Genomic DNA, 16375 nt, shown 5'->3' with positions numbered 1-16375 from the left:
GTGAATGTAACTTTACTGGAGGTTTTTGCCGATAAATATTACAGAGAATTCAAAGCATTCATCGTATAATGTTGATACCACTTACTGACGCGAGGGATTTATGAGACAAGAAGAGAAAAAAACCATACATGCGGCTGTCATCGGGGCTGCGCTATTTCTTCTGATTCAAATTTTTCGGACCACGCTGGGCCAAATTGAGAATCAGGACGCGCTGCTGGCGCTGTATCTTATAGTCGGCTGTTGTAATATCGCACTCGGTTTTGCCGTGTTTGCGCAAGGCTGGCTATTTTTCTCCGATAAATTATCCAAAGCCAGATTATATACCTCGGCCTTATTCCTGGGTGTGTGTTTGTTCGATTTTTTACATACGCTCAGCTTCGTGGATATACCGGTGATTTCGACTTATATCGGAACGGACCAGTCGCTGTGGTTGCTGACGTTTTCGCGTTTGGCAAGCGCGCTGGGAATTTTGTTTATTTTTAGCGGAGAAGATCAGCCGGTATCGGTATCCGGCAAGAAGAGAGTATATGCAGTATCCATTCCGCTTATTGTACTGACACTTGCGGCGATCATGTTCGGGCATTATTTGGTTGATGGCGACAACGGGACTGCCTGGCTGGACACTGTTAAGCATATAGCCGATATGGCGGTGCTGTTCGTTTATTTGCTAAGCGTAGGCATTATCGTTTATCCGGGAAAACGGGAAAAGTCGGCGTCGCTGCTGATCATTATCCGCGCGCTCATCTTTTTCGCGCTTGGACAGGTCTTCTTTATGAACCTGTTCAGCGTCGGCGATGCCGATTATCTGTTCGGGATGCTGAGCACTACAGTAGCTTATTATTTAATGCTGACCGGGATCTACCGTCTGACAATTGAAGAGCCGTATCATGAGAACCAGCAGGCGGAAGCTCGGATAAACTATTTGGCCTACCACGATGAGTTGACCGGGCTGCCGAACCGCAGACGTCTTTTGCAGCAGGTCGACGAAATCGTGATGCAGGGCGTCAAAAAAACGGGGAACAGCTACTCCGCGCTCGTTATCCTAAACATCAATCATTTCAAAAATATCAACGACTCGCTCGGCTACGTTGCCGGAGACCAGATGCTGACGTTGGTCGCACAGCGGATTGCCGGGGTCGTCCGCGGCAATGAAGGGCTCTACAGCATGGGCGGCGATGAATTCGGGTTCCTGATTACGCAGCGCACCAGCATCGAGAGCTGCCATGACCGGGTAGTGGATCTGCTGCAGCTGTTCGAAACGCCGGTCAGTATGGATTCCGGGGAGTATCATCTGTCGCTCAGCCTTGGCATGAGCATTTTTCCGGGGGACGGAGATACGGCGGAGCAATTGATACAGAATGCCGATACCGCGGTCCATAATGCCAAGGGGCAAGGCGTCGAGTTCCGCCGGTATGTTCCGGCGATGCAGACCAAAGCCAAGGAGCGGCTGAAGCTGGAGAATGATCTGCGGCGCGCACTGGAGAACAACGAGTTTTATCTGGTGTACCAGCCGCAGGTGGAACTGGTAACCGAAGAAATTGTCGGGATGGAGGCGCTCCTGCGCTGGAACCATCCGAAGCGGGGAAATGTGTCTCCGGTGGAATTTATTCCGGTCGCGGAAGAAAGCGGACTGATCGTGCCGATCGGAGAATGGGTGCTGCGTACGGCCATACTTCAGAACAAGCAATGGCAGGATGCGGGATACCAGCCGATTTGCGTTTCGATCAATTTATCGATGCGGCAGTTCCTGCAGCCGAACCTCGACGGCAAAATCGCCGCGATTCTGGATGAAATCGGCCTCGATCCGAGGTACGTCGATCTGGAGATCACGGAGAGCATGACGCTGGACAAAGAGACGGCTTTCGACCAGCTGAACCGGCTTAAACGGATCGGCGTGTTCATCAGCATCGACGATTTCGGTACAGGCTACAGCTCATTGCATTATCTCAAGAATATGCCGATCGACCGGCTTAAGATCGACCGTTCGTTTGTCTCCGAGGTGATGGAGGACAGCAACAATGCGGCCATTGTATCGACCATTACTTCGATGGCCCATCACTTGAAGCTGAAGGTAACGGCCGAAGGCGTGGAGAACAAGGAGCAGCTGGATTTCCTGCGTGAGCAGCAATGCCATGAAGCGCAAGGGTATCTGTTCAGCAAGCCGGTCAAGGCGTTTGAATTCGAGTCGGCGTTTTTGAAGCCGCTGCAGGGCTTGCACTCATAACCGTCATTCCTTTACACCAGGTTGACATTTATTCTGCGGGAATGCTAAAATTACTTTTGTCTTCCGTTTACGTTTTTAGCATTGCGGGTGTAGTTCAATGGTAGAACTTCAGCCTTCCAAGCTGATAGCGTGGGTTCGATTCCCATCACCCGCTCCATATTGAATTTCGAAATCCTTGAGCATCAAGGGTTTTTTTATTTGTTTGCCCACAGCAAAAAAAGCAGCGCTCCCGGCCAAATTGCCGAGGATCGCTGCTTTTTATGTTCTAGGGATTAAAGCGTCTTGAGGAATTCGACGATGGTCAGCAGGCCTTTGTCGAAGTTCTCCAGGTTGAAATGCTCGTTAGGCGCATGCAGGTTTTCGTCGTCAAGTCCGAAGCCCATCAGAACGACCGGAACCTCCAGGATACGGGAGAAGCTGGCCATGATCGGAATGGAGCCGCCGTCTTTGGTAAAGAGGGCGCGGGTACCGTACACCTTGCCGTAAGCATCGGCCGCGGTTTGCAGAATCGGCAGCGAAGGATCAATGTTGAACGCCTTTGCTTTGCCCATTTGTTTGATATGCACTTTGGCGCCGGATTGGATATGGGCCCGCAAGTGGGCTTCAACCGCATTGAGCACATGCTGCGGGTCCTGGTCGCCGACAAGGCGGCAGGTGATCTTGGCGTGGGCTTCTTTCGGGATGACCGTCTTGCTGCCCTCGCCCTGGAAGCCGCCGTATACGCCGTTCAGCTCCAGTGTCGGACGCGCCCCTACGCGTTCTACGAAGCTATAGCCTTCTTCGCCGTAGAGGGAATCCAGTCCCAGGCTTTCTCTGATTTTGTTCTCGTCGACGCCTTGTTTGGCGAACTCTTCGCGCATCAGTGCGGACAGCTCCGGAACGCCATCATAGAAGCCTTCCACCGCTACGCGGCCTTTGTCGTCATGCAGCGAGCTGAGCAGCGATACGATCGCATGCAGTGCGTTCGGTACGGCGCCGCCATAAGAGCCGGAGTGCAGATCCGTTGATGCTGTGGTCACATGAACCTCAAGCTCAGCCAAACCGCGAAGCCCGGTGCAGATCGCCGGCCGGCCCCGTTCAAGCAGGGCAGTATCGGAGACGAGCACAGCATCCGCGGCCAGCAGGTCTTTATGCTGCTCCAGGAATTCCGGCAGATGGATGCTGCTGATTTCTTCTTCGCCTTCGATACACAGCTTGATGTTGACCGGCAGCGTTCCTTCCTGCTTCAAGATCGCTTCAATCGCTTTGATGTGCATGAAGACTTGTCCCTTGTCGTCGGTGGCACCGCGCGCATACAGTTTGCCGTCACGGATGTCCGGTTCAAACGGAGGCGTCGTCCACAGGTTAAGCGGGTCAACGGGTTGGACGTCATAATGTCCATAGACAAGGACCGTCGGTTTGCCCGGCGCATGCAGATAATCGGCGTATACGACCGGGTGACCGGCTGTAGGGTGAATTTTGATGTTTTCCAGACCGGCACGTTTCAAAGTTTCCGCCAGCCATTCGGCTGCAGCCAATACATCGTTTTTATGGGCGGATAAAGCGGAGATGCTCGGGATGGCTAGCCATTCCTTCAGTTCGGCAAGCTGAGCTTCACGTTCAGCCTGAAAATAAGCTTCATAGGACATGTTGATTATGTACCTCCTTGGCAATTTGCGTATTCTATACATTATACTGAAGAATTGACCATGTATCAAAAAAAAGCGCAGAGGCGGATCGGGCGCTACGGCATGCCTGCGGGTTGCCTACGTGCCGGCCGGCGTGATAGACTAACCCTGCCCGGCTAATGCCGGGAATTTATGAGAGCAGCCATAGGAGCGAATACGAATGCCGGCAATTGAGCCAAACGAAATGAATACCCATCCGGAGCCGCTAAACCCCTTTTCCGCTCCGGCGAATTATATTTACACTTATACTTGTACTCCGGATGAAGAATCCCTCTGCGGCATGGAGCTGCGCTGCCTGTTCGAACGGGCCGAGACGCCGCCGACGTTGTTTGCCAGCCCGATTGCCGTAGGAGTCAGCCGCAGTCCGTTCATCAAGGAGCGGATAGATGTCATGTATGAAGCGGACACGCTGGAGGAGATCTACCGGCAGACCGAACAAGTGGATGTTGAGGGTCAAACGTTCAAAGTCATCTGCGTGCGATCCAGCGATTTAGCCGCCGAAGACAAGATCGACTATGACGGCCGGAGAGCCATTGAACGGGAAATCGGGTTGCGCATCGAAGGGGAAGCAGACGTGAAACGCCCGCAGCGGATTTATGGCCTTGCCACCATCGGCGGCCGCTGGTATTTCGGCGTGTATCATAAAAACAATGCGACATGGCTGCGCCAAATGCGGAAGCCGCAAAGCTATTCGATTGCACTTAGTACCCGGGTGTCCCGGGCAGCGGTTAACATGGCTATTCCTAGGCCTGAAGGCATTAAGGCCATCGACCCGTGCTGCGGTATCGGAACGGTATTGGTCGAGGCGTTGTCTATGGGTATCGACATCGTCGGCCGGGACATCAACCCGCTGATCGCGCGGGGAGCCCGGACGAATATTGCCCATTTCGGCTTCGACGCCGAAGTAACGCTGGGGGACATCGCCGACATTGAGGATCATTATGATGTGGCGTTTCTCGATATGCCTTACAACTTGTATTCACGGATTACGCCGGAAGAGCAGCTGTCCCTTCTGGTGCATGCCCGCCGGATTGCCAGCCGTGTGCTGATATTTGCCATCGAAGCCGTCGATGAGATGATATCCGCCGCCGGTTTTGCGATTGTGGACCGCTGCGTCGCCAGAAAAGGCTCGTTTTCCCGGCATATTATGCTTTGTCAATAGAACCAAAGGAGGCTGTGCAGCATGGAGGAGAAATGGCTGACCTGGGCGAAGGAGATTCAAGCGATCGCGCAAAGCGGACTCACCTACGGCAAAGATGTGTATGATATCGAACGGTATGAGGCGCTGCGGGAGCTGAGCGTCGATATTTTGGCCAACTACACGTTTGAGAGCAAGGAACGCATCCGGCTGGCCTTTGCCTCCGATAAAGGGTATTGCACACCTAAGGTTGATATCCGCGGCGTCGTGTTCCAGGACGGGAAAATCCTGATGGTGCGCGAGAAGCTGGACGGGAAATGGGCGCTTCCGGGCGGCTGGGCCGATATCGGCTTGTCCCCTAAAGAAATCGCGGTAAAGGAAATTCGCGAAGAATCCGGTTACCTGACGGAAGCGGTCTCCTTGCTGGCGGTGCTGGACAAGAAATTTCACGGACATCCGCCGGAGCCTTACCACATCTACAAAATGTTTATATTGTGCCGGATTACCGGCGGTGAAGCTGCGGAAGGACTGGAGACGGACGGCGTCGCTTTTTTTGCCGAAGACGCGCTGCCTGAGCTGTCGCTGGAGCGCAATACCGAAGCACAGATCCGCCTGATGTTCGAATTTCTGCTGGACCCGCAAAAAAATGTCATCGTGGACTAGCCTTCTGCATAAGATAGAGGTGTAAGCGGAGGACGGCGGCTTCACTTTTTGAAGGCTGCCGTTTTTGGTTAATTGAATAATGTAAGCCCTTGCATGGCAGATCCGCAGCTTATTTATCGCTTATCCGAATCCAATTAGAACTTTTTGCCCACGTGGTCTACACTAATTCCTCTGCTGTGACGATAAGAATTTTAGGAGGGGATCGCATGGAACAAGAAGAATTGAGACTGCCGCTCAAACAGGAGGCGGTAACACGGCCAGCGGAAGGCAACATTGCCGCCGGGCTGGTCTGGGGAATTCTGCTCAGCATTCCGCTGTGGATCTCGGTGATCGGCTGGATTATGGGGATCTGGCACTAATCGGCTTGCAAACTCTTATCCGTATGTATTTATTATATGTCGACTATAAAAAAGCAAGGCTGCTTCTTCGGGGACGAAGAGGCAGCCTTTTTGCATGTTGTAAACCTCTTATTGCCCTGTCGCTTCCAGCCAGCTTTCGTAAAGGACGTCAAGCTGCTGCTGCCGCTCATCCCGCTGCTGCTGCAGCTCGGCAAGCCGGCCAGAATCGCTGGCGTTCTCCGGAGCGGACATCGCAGTATCGATCACTGCAAGCGCACGCTCCGCCGCTTCAATCTCCCGCTCCAAATGGACTGTTTGCAGTTTGCGCGAAGATGGGGCGGACACCTGCGCCGTGCGGTTGGCATTTGCAGTGGAACGTTCCACGCCGGCGCCGGCTGATTCGGGATGTACGGATACAGGTACGGATTGAAGACTGGCGTTATTCTCTGCCTGTTTCTCTTTATAATATTCGTAATTGCCGTCGAACTCCGCAAACCGTCCGGCTGCGATCGTCCACAGCTTGCCGAAGCAGCGGTTGATGAAGTAGCGGTCATGCGTAACGGCAAGCACCGTGCCCGGAAAATCCTCCAGTGCCTCTTCCAGCGCTTCACGGGAATCGATGTCGAGGTGGTTGGTTGGCTCGTCGAGAATGAGCAGATTCGGCCGCCGGTGCATAAGTACCGCGAACCTCAGCCGCGTCCATTCGCCGCCGGACAGGCTCGCGACGGACTTGAATACATCCGGCCCGTAGAAAAGGAAGCGGGCCAGCTGTCCGCGCGCCTGGCCTTCCTCCATGCCGGCTTCTTCGCGGAAGTATCCGAGTACCGTCTGCTTCCCGTCTTCCGGCACCGCCTCCTGGGCGAGATATCCGACGGCCGCTCTGGCACCCAGCGTACAACTTCCGCTGTCCGGCGTTTCCTCGCCGAGAATGATGCGCAGCAGCGTGCTTTTGCCGGCGCCGTTGCCGCCGATCAGTGCAGTCGTCTCGCCGTAGCGCAGCACGGCGCTGGCGGAAGCGAACAGTCTGCGCGCCCCGTACGTTTTACTTATCCGGTCGAGAATGACGACCTGATTGCCCGAACGGTCATCCTGCTGCAATTGAAGATCCATCGCTTTGCGCTCCAGAATCGGCCGCTTGATTTTGACCATCCGGTCCAGCGCTTTCTGCATCGAAGCGGCCCGGCGGTGGAAGGAAGGGTTCGGCGGGTTGGAGCGGTTGCCCCATTCGATGAGCCGCTTGATGCTTTCCTGCATCTGCTTAATCTTCTTCTGCTGCTCCTGATAGTCGGCGAACTGCTGGAGCAACCGTTGCTCCTTCTCCTGTTGATACCCGCTGTAGTTGGTGTGGTACTCAAAGGCTTCGCCGTCTTCGATCTCCACAACCTTCCGGACCACAAGATCGAGGAAGTAACGGTCATGGGAAATGACGACCACCGTGCCGGTGTAATCCTGCAGAAAGCCCTCCAGCCATTCGATGGCCGGCATGTCGAGATGATTGGTCGGTTCGTCGAGCAGTAAAATATCCGGCTGCCGGAGCAGCAGGGCTGCAAGGCCGACCTTAGTTTTTTCTCCTCCGGAGAGGGTGGAGAAGAGGCGCTCGAACTGCGCGGCGGGAATGCCCAGTCCCTCCGCAACCCGTGCGATCGACGCTTCAATCTCGTACCCCCCGGCCGCCTCGAATTGCTCCTGCAGACGGCCGTATTCCTTGAGGAGACGCTCCATCTGCGTTTCGTCGTTTTGCGCGGCGGTGCCGGACATTTCCTGCTCCAACTCGCGGAGCCGGGATTGCCAGGCCAAGGGCTCGGCGAAGCTCTGTTGCAGCATACCGTATACGGTTTGGTTGCTTTTGGCTTCCTGAATCTGCGACAGCAATCCGATCGTGCTGCCTTTGCGGATGGAAATTTGCCCGTTGTCCGGCTTCTCCCCGCCGCTGAGCAGATGGAACAATGTTGTTTTACCGCAGCCGTTGCGTCCGATCAGGCCGAGCTTCTCGCCCCGGCGCACATCGAAGGTAACGCTGTGGAGCACCTCTTGGGCGCCGTGGTATTTTTGAACTTGTTGACATGAAATAATCATGGGTATATTCCTCCTGTAATGCCAAAACCGCCGGTGCCAGAAGAGATGCATTGTCCGAAAACAAAAAGAGGCCGCAGGGAAAGTCCCCGCGGCCGGTCTTCTTCTCGGAATGGATGATCCGTTAAGGCGATGGCAGGAAAGGCATTTCACAATGTAATAGTGTTATTGAATTCATGTAAATGGACAGACTTCTCCCCTTGCGCACATTTGCATGAACAATGCCGGCCATAGCTATAGGCAGCCGACTCATAACACTGTTGGTCACATTGCGATCCATTCCTGACACCTCCTTCTTAGCATAATTAGCTGTATTTTACCCGATGATGGGGTTTTTGGCAAGGGGCGGGAGCTGGTGCCCGAATCGGGTAACCTTTTGCCCGGAGATCCCCCGGATTTTCGGATGCTCCGGTGCCCGGTGTTTTAAGCCGTTTCCGGCGGCCGCCATTCTTTGTGCACCGCTCACAAAATGCAAGGGCAACCCCTTAGAGTGAATTGACAAAGCAGCCGGCGGCGCAGTTAAATGACACTACATTATCTATGAATGGGAGATGGAGCAGATGACAAGAGGTCCGGCAATCGGCACGCAAACGATGATCGTCAGTCCGCATCATCTGGCATCCGCGGCCGGGGCGCGCATCCTGGAGCGCGGCGGCAACGCCTTCGACGCCGCAGTGGCGGTGAGCGCCGCGCTCGGCGTCGTCTACCCGCATATGACCGGGCTCGGCGGCGATGCGTTCTGGTTGACCTGGCGCGCGGGCGAAGGGCGCGTCAGGGTCTACAACGGCAGCGGCCGGTCCGGCTATGCCGTGAACCGGGACTGCTACGCCGGGGAAGCAGCGATTCCCCGGCGGGGCGTACGCAGCGCCATTACCGTGCCGGGAATGGCGGACAGCTGGTCGGCGGTCCAACGCGAGTATGGCCGCCTGAGCCTGGCGGAGGCGCTGGAGCCGGCAATCGGCTACGCCTCCGGCGGGTTTCCGCTGTCGCCCGATCAGCATGCGGGCAGCGTCTTTGCCGGCGCGGCGCTGACGCCGGAGGCGGCCGCGGTGTATTTGCCCGGCGGCGCGGCGCCCGCGCCGGGCGTAAGGTTTAAGCAGCCGCAGCTGGCGAAGACGCTGCAGCTGCTTGCGGCCGGCGGCCGCGACGCCTTCTACAAAGGCGAAATCGCGGAGGAGATTTGCCGCTACCTACAGACGGCCGGCGGTTATCTCATCCGCGACGATTTTGCCGATCATCAAGGCTTCTGGACCGAGCCGGTCATGACGGAGTACCGCGGCCATTCCATATACCAGGCGCCGCCCAACTCCCAGGGATTTACGGCGCTGATGACGATGAATATCCTAGAGCATTTCGACTTCACGGGCATCGGCCACGGCAGCTTCGAGTATTACCATCTGCTGGCCGAAGCGCTGAAACTTAGCTTCCGCGACCGCGACAGGGTGCTGACCGATCCCGATTTCGCCGACATTCCGCTGGCCGGCCTGCTGGATAAAGCCTATGCCGCGCAGCTTGCGGCTTCCATTACACCACAAGCCGCGGCATTGTCCAGCGAGCCTGCAGGCAGGGATACGGCTTACGCGGCGGTGGTAGATGCCGAGGGCAACGCCGTTTCGTTTATCCAGAGCCTCTATTTCGAATTCGGCTCAGGGGCTTTGGCTGGAGAAACGGGGATTCTGCTGCAGAACCGCGGCTCGTTTTTTTCGCTGGACCCCGGCCATGTCAATACGCTGGAGCCGCGAAAGCGCCCGTTCCATACGCTGATGCCGGCGATGGTCTGCCGTGAGGGAAAGCCGGCGTACCTGTACGGAACGCAGGGCGGCGAAGGCCAGCCGCAGACGCAAACCCTGCTGCTGACCCGGATGCTGCATTACGGTATGAATCCGCAGGAGGCGGTGGCGGCGCCGCGGTTTGTGTGGGGCCGGACCTGGGGCGATCCAACCCAGGAGCTAAAGGTGGAGCGCCGCGTACCGGCGGAAGTGCGGGCACAGCTTGCGGCCGCCGGGCATCTGGTACGGGAAGCCGCAGCGTATGACGGCATCATGGGCCATGCCCACGCCATTGCCATCGACGCCCATGGCTTCCGCAGCGGCGGCACCGATCCGCGCTGCGACGGAGCGGCCATCGGTTGGTAGGCGCAGGAGAGGAGCGGTTGGCAGATGGGGATGGATAACGAGTATGGCGCATGGATTGCGCCGGAGCTGAACGTTCGCGGTTCCGGCTGCGGACCGCTGCAGGGACTCCGGTTCGGCGTTAAAGATGTGTTCGCGGTTGCCGGTCACCGTACTTCGGCGGGGAATCCCGATTGGCTGCGCACCCACGAGCCCGCCGGTGAACATGCAGAGGCGGTGGCGCGGCTGCTTCGGGCCGGCGCAGATCTGCGGGGCGCTGCCCATACGGATGAGCTGATGTACAGCCTGGGCGGTGAGAATGATCATTACGGGACGCCGCGGAATCCGCACGCGGCGGATCGCCTTCCTGGCGGCTCCTCCAGCGGCTCGGCGGTGGCCGTGGCTGCAGGGAGCTGCGATTTTGCCCTCGGGACGGACACGGGCGGCTCCGTGCGGGTGCCCGCCGCTTACTGCGGCGTCTTCGGGTTCCGGCCGACCCACGGTGCGGTCGGGATGGGGGGCGTTATTCCGCTCGCTCCCGGTTTTGACACCGCGGGCTGGCTCGCCCGTTCGCCGGAAATGCTGCTGCGGGTAGGAGAAGTTCTGCTGCCCGCGGCGCTTTCGGATGCAGCGGTTGGCGGCGTTGGCAAAGACGGAGACGGGAGCGGGGGCAGGGGCATCCGCCGGCTCATACTGCCGCCGGAAGCCTGGGCGCTTGCGGATGAAGTGGCGCGGCGCCCGCTGCTGCATGCGCTTAGACGGATCGAGCCGAGAGTGGAGGAGACGCTTGAGCTTGAAATCGCGCCGGAAGGGCTGGCGGCGTGGATGACGCTGTTCCGCGAGCTGCAGGCCGCCGAGATCTGGGCGACCCATGGCGCATGGATCGCGCGCGAGCGGCCCGCCTTCGGGCCGGACATCGCCGCCCGCTTCGCCTGGGCGGAGCAAATCGCCGGAGCGGATCACGGCCGCGCGCGGGCCCAGCGCGGCGATATCGCCCTGCAGCTCCGGCAACTGCTCGGGGATGACGGCGCGCTCGTCATCCCCACTGTGCCCGGCGCGGCTCCGCTCCGCGGCGGGGACGCCGCCCAGCGGGAGCGCAGCCGCAGCGGGGCAATGATGCTGACCTGCATTGCCGGCCTGGCCGGCCTGCCGCAGGTCACCTTGCCGGTGAGCGGCCCCGGCGGGCTGCCGCTCGGCTTGTCCGTGGTCGGGGGCCACGGTCAGGACCTGCGCCTGCTGGCCTGGGTGCAGCAGGTCTGGGGATGGTAAGGCGGAATGGCCTGGAAGTAAGCCTGCAGCAAGCGTTTTGACGCGCTGTGGGCTTTTTGGCATGCAACTAAATTATTCAAAAATATACGTAACGAGTTAGATAACTTTACATAAAATACGTAAAAAACAAACTTTACTCTTTTCTAAAGCAGTCATTTTAAATATAATGTTACATAAAGTAACATAAAGGACGCATTGACACAATTAATCGAACAAAGGAGGGGTGGTCATGCATCTTACCGTTGAAGAAGCGTTGTCCATTTATCCTTTATCCGAAGCGAGACTGATTGCCGGCTCCAAAGGAAAACACCGGGTCATCAAGTCAATCAATGTCATGGATGCTCCCGATATCTCCGACTGGATCAAAGAAGGGGAAATGCTGCTGACGACTGCTTATCTGATAAAAGACAATCTGCAGGAGGCCTCGAAGCTGCTACGTACGCTTAACCGGCGCGGCTCGGCGGGGCTCGGCATCAAACTCGGACGCTTTTGGAACGCGGTCCCTGAAGCGTTGATCCAAGAGGCGGAGGCGTTGAATTTTCCGCTGATCGAGCTGCCGTTTCAGTTTACGTTCTCGGATCAGATGAACGGTTTGTTCCGGGCAGAGCATAGCCGCAGCACGAATGTTTTGCAGGGCGTGTTGGAAAAACAGCGCAAGCTGATGCGGTTTGCTCTGCGTTCCGGACGCGGCCGGCCCTTGCTCGAGGAGATTTCGGAGGTTGTCGGATATCCCCTGGCGATGATCGGCTCTCGCGGTGAACTGGTGTTCAATAATACGGAATACTCGAAACAGGAACTGCTGGAGGGCTGGCCGTGGCAAAAGAGCAACCGGCGCTTACGGATCGGCGGACAAACGGGCTACAGGATTCCGCTGGTGCAAGGAGAGAAAGGTCTCGGTTATGTACTGTACGGGCCGATCGATCCGCAGATTCTTCCCGTTGAAGAAAGCTTGTTTGTGCAAGGGGCGGAGCTGATTGCCTATCACGTCGATCTTGGGCTAGAGGAATGTTTTGCGCAATCGGCGCATCGGGAATTCGCGGAACAGCTGCGGCGCTGCCTCGCCGGCAGCTTATCCTGCGACGAGTTGGCCCAAACGGCAGTCCGTCTGGATATTTCGCTTCTGCAGGCGCCGTTCCGGATGCTGTTGACCGGGGCGTCAGGAAGCGGCGAAACGCGTCCCGGCGAATTGCTGCAGTTGAAGGAAGCCTATGCCAATCATCCTCAATTGGGCGGGCTGGATGCTGTGCACGTGCTGCTGGAGGACGGTTTGTTGTCGTTATTTCCGGCTGAACCGTTTGCCCCGGATGATTTTTGCACAGCAATCGAGGATGCGATCGGTGAATTGAAATTGGCGGGGGGCGTTCAGCCGAAAGCTGCGCTGAGCAGCGTTAAGACGAAGACGGAAGGCGTGCGCGAGGCTTTTGCGGAAACCAGGGAGTGTCTGGAACTGCTGAGTCGCGGAGGCGGCCATGTCGTGCATTACCGGCAGCTCGAGCTGCCCTTGCTGCTGAGCCGCTTGCCGCTCGAAGCAATGGAGAAATATTGCGCAGATGTACTGCGCGGGTTGATGGTGCGCGAACCGGAGTATGTCAAGGAGATGCTGCGTACGCTGGAGATTTATCTCGAAAATGACGGCCACGTCAACGAGACGGCCAAGAAGCTGTTCATCCACCGCAACACTGCCACCTACCGGATCGAAAAACTCAGCGAACAGCTGGATGTCGATTTCAAAAGCATTGATGATCTGCTGCGGCTGAAGCTGGTATTTATTTTTCGCGCGCTGCTGGAGATGAAATAACTGTAAAAATAAGGAGGGAGCTGCATGAACGACGATGAGATTGTCCGTTACATCCAGATGCATGATGCTCCCGCCGTCCTTGCTTCATTAGTGGCGACGGAAGGGCATTCGTACCGCAAACGAGGCGCGGCGATGCTGTTCTTTGAAGGCGGCGCGCTGGGCAGCTTGAGTCCGGGTTGCCTGGAGAGCGATCTGGCGCTGCGGCTTCCGGAGGTTTGGGCAAGCGGAGCGCCGGAGCGGGTGGAGTACGACATGCGCACCCCGGATGATTTCGCCTGGGGTGAGGCCGTTGGCTGCGGAGGTAAGCTGACGGTCATGCTTGAGCCTGTAAAAGGCGAATTGCGTAAGGTTTTATTGGAAGCTGCCGAATGGCTGGGCAACGGCGATGCCGTTATGTTGGAGCGGAGCGTATCGGGATGGCGTTATGAATACCGGTTAACCAGCGGAGCGCCGGAAGCTGCGGCTGCGGCAGGCGTGGTGCGGGCGGCAACCGCAGCGATGGTTCCGCCGGAAACGGAAGAAGTGCCGGGGGCTGATGCGGTTCTGCCTGTATTCGCAACAAGGTTCGCCCCCAAACCGCGGCTGATCCTTTTTGGGGGAGGGCTGGATGCGGTGCCGATTGCAGAGCTGGCTGCCCGCAGCGGGTTCCGCGTTGTTTGGAACGATTGGCGGGAGGGAGCGGCGGCAGAAGGCATATATGCCGCAGAGCGTGTAATCTGCCATCCGAATGAAGCAGCCGCGAAGCTTGCGATTGGCGGCGGCGATTATGTGCTCGTCTGCAGCCATCAAACGCAGCGGGACCGGCAGTTTTTGAAAGGGGCTCTGGCTGCCGCCCCACGGTACATCGGAATTGTTGGTTCAAGAGCGCGAATTGCGCTGCTGCTGGAGGGTATGGAGACGCCTGCGTCGGTGCATGCCCCGGTGGGCTTGGCGATCGGAGCGGAAGGGCCGGAAGAAATTGCGGTCAGCATCATCGCCGAAATGATTCAGGAGCGGAGAAAACGCGCGAAGCCGCTGGTGAAGGGAGAAGAGTGTGATGAAAATAGCAGGGATTTATCTGGCGGCGGGCCAGAGCCGTCGCATGGGCGTATCCAAAGTATCGCTGATGCTGCCCGGGGAGGTGCCGCTCGGAAGCGTCGCGCTCAGTGAACTGGAGAGCTGCGGGCTTGAACCGCTGGTCGTCGTTGTCCGTGCCGATGATCCATTGAGCTGGCTGCCTCCGGCCAGGGAAGGAAGCGGAAGGCGGACCGAGACCTGTCTGACGGCACATCTGGGCTTGTCTTTTTCGCTGCGCTGCGGGCTTAACGCCGTGCTTCCGATGCAGCCCGATGCCATCGTTGTTGCGCTGGCGGATCAGCCTTTCGTCAAGGCGGCTCTGGTGCGAGAGCTTATCGGGATCTTCAAGGCGCACCCGGAGCTGGATTATGTAGCCAGCAGGAACGATGGGACGGCAATGCCGCCGGTACTGTTCGGCAGATCGATGTTTATGGCGCTGCAGGGGCTGGACGGAGATCAAGGGGCTGCAGCCTTGCTGCGATCGCCGGATTACAAAGGGCGTGTGCTGTCGCCGGAATCCGCGCTTTGTTTTATGGACGCCGACACGAAAGAGGATTTCGGAAAAATACAAACCGAATGGCTAATGAGGAATGGCTCATAGATCCATGCGGCATATTTTCGCACTTGTGTAAGAGAATATCACATATTTTAAGTTAATTTTTTTGCACTATTATGCATTAAACACAAAATTAACACATTTTATTATAGACACAGCCAAAGCTATGTTATATAAATTTACGTAAAGGCTGTGGCTAAGTATAGTAGAGATACATTAATGGCGCAGCCATAATGAGAGATTTCCTGGAGGAGGAGAATTATGAAAAAAAGGGGTCAGGCATTATCGATCAGCTTTGTCCTTGTGTTTCTGCTCGCGGTGATTATGGCCGGCTGCGGTAACAACAACAACTCGGCGGGTGCCAATGCAGGCGCCAATGCAACCGAAGCTCCGGCGGCAACCAATGCCGGAACTGCGGAAACGGCAACGGAAGCGCCGGCGGCGGAAAAGCCGAAGGTCGCATTCGTATACATCGGGCCTCCGGGCGACGGCGGTTACACGTACCAGCATGATCAAGGCCGCCAGTACATGGAGAAGGAGCTCGGCATTAAAGCGGACTTTGTAGAGAACGTTCCGGAAAGTGCCGATGCCGAACGTATCATTACCGAGCTGGCGCAAAGCCATGACATCGTGTTTACGACAAGCTTCGGATATATGGATTTCACGCTGAATGTGGCCAATAAATTCCCGAATGTGAAATTCGACCATGCTTCCGGCTATAAGACGGCTGCGAACATGGGAACTTACTTCGGCAAGAACTATCAAGCCAGCTATCTCACCGGCATCGCGGCGGGCAAAATGACCAAAAACAATCACCTCGGTTATGTCGGCGCCTTCCCGATCAGCGAAGTCATCTACAACCTCAACGCCTTTACGCTCGGCGCTCAAAGCGTCAACCCGGACGTAAAAGTCGACGTGGTTTGGACCAACACCTGGTATGATCCGGCGACCGAACGCCAGGCGGCCATCAGCCTCTTGGATAAAGGCGCGGACGTACTCCTCGCTTACCAGGATTCTCCCGCAACCCTTCAGGCGGCTGCCGAACGCGGCGCATTCGCAGGCGGCAATGATTCCGATATGAGCAAATACGCTCCAGACAATTATTTGACCAACCCGGTCTGGAACTGGGGCGAGTATTACGTGAAAACCGTTAAATCGGTGATGGACGGAACCTGGACGAATGAGCAATACTCCGGCGGTATGGCTGACGGGATGATCGAGCTGGCACCGTTCGGCAACAAAGTGCCCGACGATGTGAAGCAGCTGGTGGAAGACGCCAAAGCCAAAATCATCAGCGGCGACCTGGATGTATTCACCGGTCCGATTTCCGACAACACCGGCAAAGTCCAAGTACAGGAAGGCCAAAAGCTGACGCTGGAGGAAGTACTCTCCATGAACTGGCTGGCTAAAGGCGTGGAAGGCACGATTCCTCAATAATTGTTGGAGTCTTAATCGCATACTGCAAGAAGTTATGGGTGGGGC

At 56.9% G+C, this 16375-nt stretch carries 12 protein-coding genes and 1 tRNA gene; 11 read left to right on the top strand and 2 right to left on the bottom strand.

Annotation, left to right across the window (positions count from 1 at the left end; all coding sequences use genetic code 11):
• The first annotated feature begins 100 nt into the window (after window positions 1–100).
• Complete coding sequence (locus BMW84_RS12535) at window positions 101–2224, top strand: putative bifunctional diguanylate cyclase/phosphodiesterase (RefSeq protein WP_091068823.1); 2124 nt, start codon at window positions 101–103, stop codon at window positions 2222–2224.
• Between the two features lie 83 nt (window positions 2225–2307).
• A tRNA-Gly gene (locus BMW84_RS12530) sits at window positions 2308–2381 on the top strand.
• A gap of 115 nt (window positions 2382–2496) precedes the next feature.
• Here BMW84_RS12530 and BMW84_RS12525 read toward each other — a convergent pair.
• The gene (locus BMW84_RS12525; RefSeq protein ID WP_091068821.1) at window positions 2497–3852 is read right to left on the bottom strand and encodes a dipeptidase; all 1356 of its coding nucleotides are present in this window, start codon (window positions 3850–3852) and stop codon (window positions 2497–2499) included.
• Window positions 3853–4075: 223 nt separating this feature from the next.
• Here BMW84_RS12525 and BMW84_RS12520 point away from each other — a divergent pair, with 223 nt between their 5' ends.
• From BMW84_RS12520 to BMW84_RS24805, 3 genes are all read left to right on the top strand, one after another.
• Window positions 4076–5053, top strand: a complete 978-nt coding sequence (locus BMW84_RS12520; protein ID WP_254772997.1) for a TRM11 family SAM-dependent methyltransferase — start codon at window positions 4076–4078, stop codon at window positions 5051–5053.
• Between the two features lie 21 nt (window positions 5054–5074).
• The gene (locus BMW84_RS12515) at window positions 5075–5692 is read left to right on the top strand and encodes an NUDIX hydrolase (RefSeq protein ID WP_091068818.1); all 618 of its coding nucleotides are present in this window, start codon (window positions 5075–5077) and stop codon (window positions 5690–5692) included.
• A 206-nt stretch (window positions 5693–5898) separates the two neighbouring features.
• Window positions 5899–6051, top strand: a complete 153-nt coding sequence (locus tag BMW84_RS24805) for a hypothetical protein (RefSeq protein ID WP_175498794.1) — start codon at window positions 5899–5901, stop codon at window positions 6049–6051.
• 108 nt (window positions 6052–6159) lie between these two features.
• On the opposite strand, the gene abc-f is transcribed toward BMW84_RS24805, so the two are convergent.
• On the bottom strand, window positions 6160–8106 hold the full coding sequence (abc-f, locus tag BMW84_RS12510; RefSeq protein WP_091068816.1) for a ribosomal protection-like ABC-F family protein: 1947 nt from the start codon (window positions 8104–8106) through the stop codon (window positions 6160–6162).
• A gap of 557 nt (window positions 8107–8663) precedes the next feature.
• Between abc-f and ggt the strand changes: the two genes are divergently transcribed.
• The 6 genes from ggt to BMW84_RS12480 all read left to right on the top strand — a co-directional run bounded on the left by ggt (window position 8664) and on the right by BMW84_RS12480 (window position 16330).
• Complete coding sequence (gene ggt / locus BMW84_RS12505) at window positions 8664–10238, top strand: gamma-glutamyltransferase (RefSeq protein ID WP_091068814.1); 1575 nt, start codon at window positions 8664–8666, stop codon at window positions 10236–10238.
• A 30-nt stretch (window positions 10239–10268) separates the two neighbouring features.
• Window positions 10269–11483: an amidase gene (locus BMW84_RS12500; protein WP_091069721.1), complete on the top strand. Its 1215-nt coding sequence runs from the start codon at window positions 10269–10271 to the stop codon at window positions 11481–11483.
• A 229-nt stretch (window positions 11484–11712) separates the two neighbouring features.
• Window positions 11713–13281 carry a PucR family transcriptional regulator gene (locus BMW84_RS12495; protein WP_091068811.1) on the top strand — a complete coding sequence of 523 codons (1569 nt, stop codon included), beginning with the start codon at window positions 11713–11715 and terminating at the stop codon, window positions 13279–13281.
• 24 nt (window positions 13282–13305) lie between these two features.
• Window positions 13306–14430 carry an XdhC family protein gene (locus BMW84_RS12490; RefSeq protein WP_091068809.1) on the top strand — a complete coding sequence of 375 codons (1125 nt, stop codon included), beginning with the start codon at window positions 13306–13308 and terminating at the stop codon, window positions 14428–14430.
• Complete coding sequence (locus BMW84_RS12485; protein ID WP_175498793.1) at window positions 14363–14938, top strand: NTP transferase domain-containing protein; 576 nt, start codon at window positions 14363–14365, stop codon at window positions 14936–14938. Before BMW84_RS12490 ends, BMW84_RS12485 begins: the two co-directional genes overlap by 68 nt.
• 216 nt (window positions 14939–15154) lie before the next feature.
• Window positions 15155–16330 (top strand): BMP family ABC transporter substrate-binding protein, encoded by a 1176-nt coding sequence (locus BMW84_RS12480; RefSeq protein WP_091068803.1) that lies wholly within the window; start codon window positions 15155–15157, stop codon window positions 16328–16330.
• The last annotated feature ends 45 nt before the right edge of the window (window positions 16331–16375 follow it).

It is taken from the genome of Paenibacillus sp. NFR01 (assembly GCF_900111565.1).
Taxonomy (GTDB): domain Bacteria; phylum Bacillota; class Bacilli; order Paenibacillales; family Paenibacillaceae; genus Paenibacillus_AQ.
This window is presented reverse-complemented; position numbering and strand designations above follow the sequence as displayed.

Excerpts from the sequence above, each read along its gene's own strand:
- BMW84_RS12490 (WP_091068809.1), top strand. The coding sequence starts at position 13,306 with ATGAACGACGATGAGATTGTCCGTTACATCCAGATGCATGATGCTCCC.
- BMW84_RS12485 (WP_175498793.1), top strand. The coding sequence starts at position 14,363 with ATGGGCGTATCCAAAGTATCGCTGATGCTGCCCGGGGAGGTGCCGCTC.
- BMW84_RS12535 (WP_091068823.1), top strand. The coding sequence starts at position 101 with ATGAGACAAGAAGAGAAAAAAACCATACATGCGGCTGTCATCGGGGCT.
- BMW84_RS12525 (WP_091068821.1), bottom strand. The coding sequence starts at position 3,852 with ATGTCCTATGAAGCTTATTTTCAGGCTGAACGTGAAGCTCAGCTTGCC.
- BMW84_RS12495 (WP_091068811.1), top strand. The coding sequence starts at position 11,713 with ATGCATCTTACCGTTGAAGAAGCGTTGTCCATTTATCCTTTATCCGAA.
- abc-f (WP_091068816.1), bottom strand. The coding sequence starts at position 8,106 with ATGATTATTTCATGTCAACAAGTTCAAAAATACCACGGCGCCCAAGAG.
- BMW84_RS12500 (WP_091069721.1), top strand. The coding sequence starts at position 10,269 with ATGGATAACGAGTATGGCGCATGGATTGCGCCGGAGCTGAACGTTCGC.
- BMW84_RS12515 (WP_091068818.1), top strand. The coding sequence starts at position 5,075 with ATGGAGGAGAAATGGCTGACCTGGGCGAAGGAGATTCAAGCGATCGCG.
- ggt (WP_091068814.1), top strand. The coding sequence starts at position 8,664 with ATGACAAGAGGTCCGGCAATCGGCACGCAAACGATGATCGTCAGTCCG.
- BMW84_RS12520 (WP_254772997.1), top strand. The coding sequence starts at position 4,076 with ATGAATACCCATCCGGAGCCGCTAAACCCCTTTTCCGCTCCGGCGAAT.
- BMW84_RS24805 (WP_175498794.1), top strand. The coding sequence starts at position 5,899 with ATGGAACAAGAAGAATTGAGACTGCCGCTCAAACAGGAGGCGGTAACA.
- BMW84_RS12480 (WP_091068803.1), top strand. The coding sequence starts at position 15,155 with ATGAAAAAAAGGGGTCAGGCATTATCGATCAGCTTTGTCCTTGTGTTT.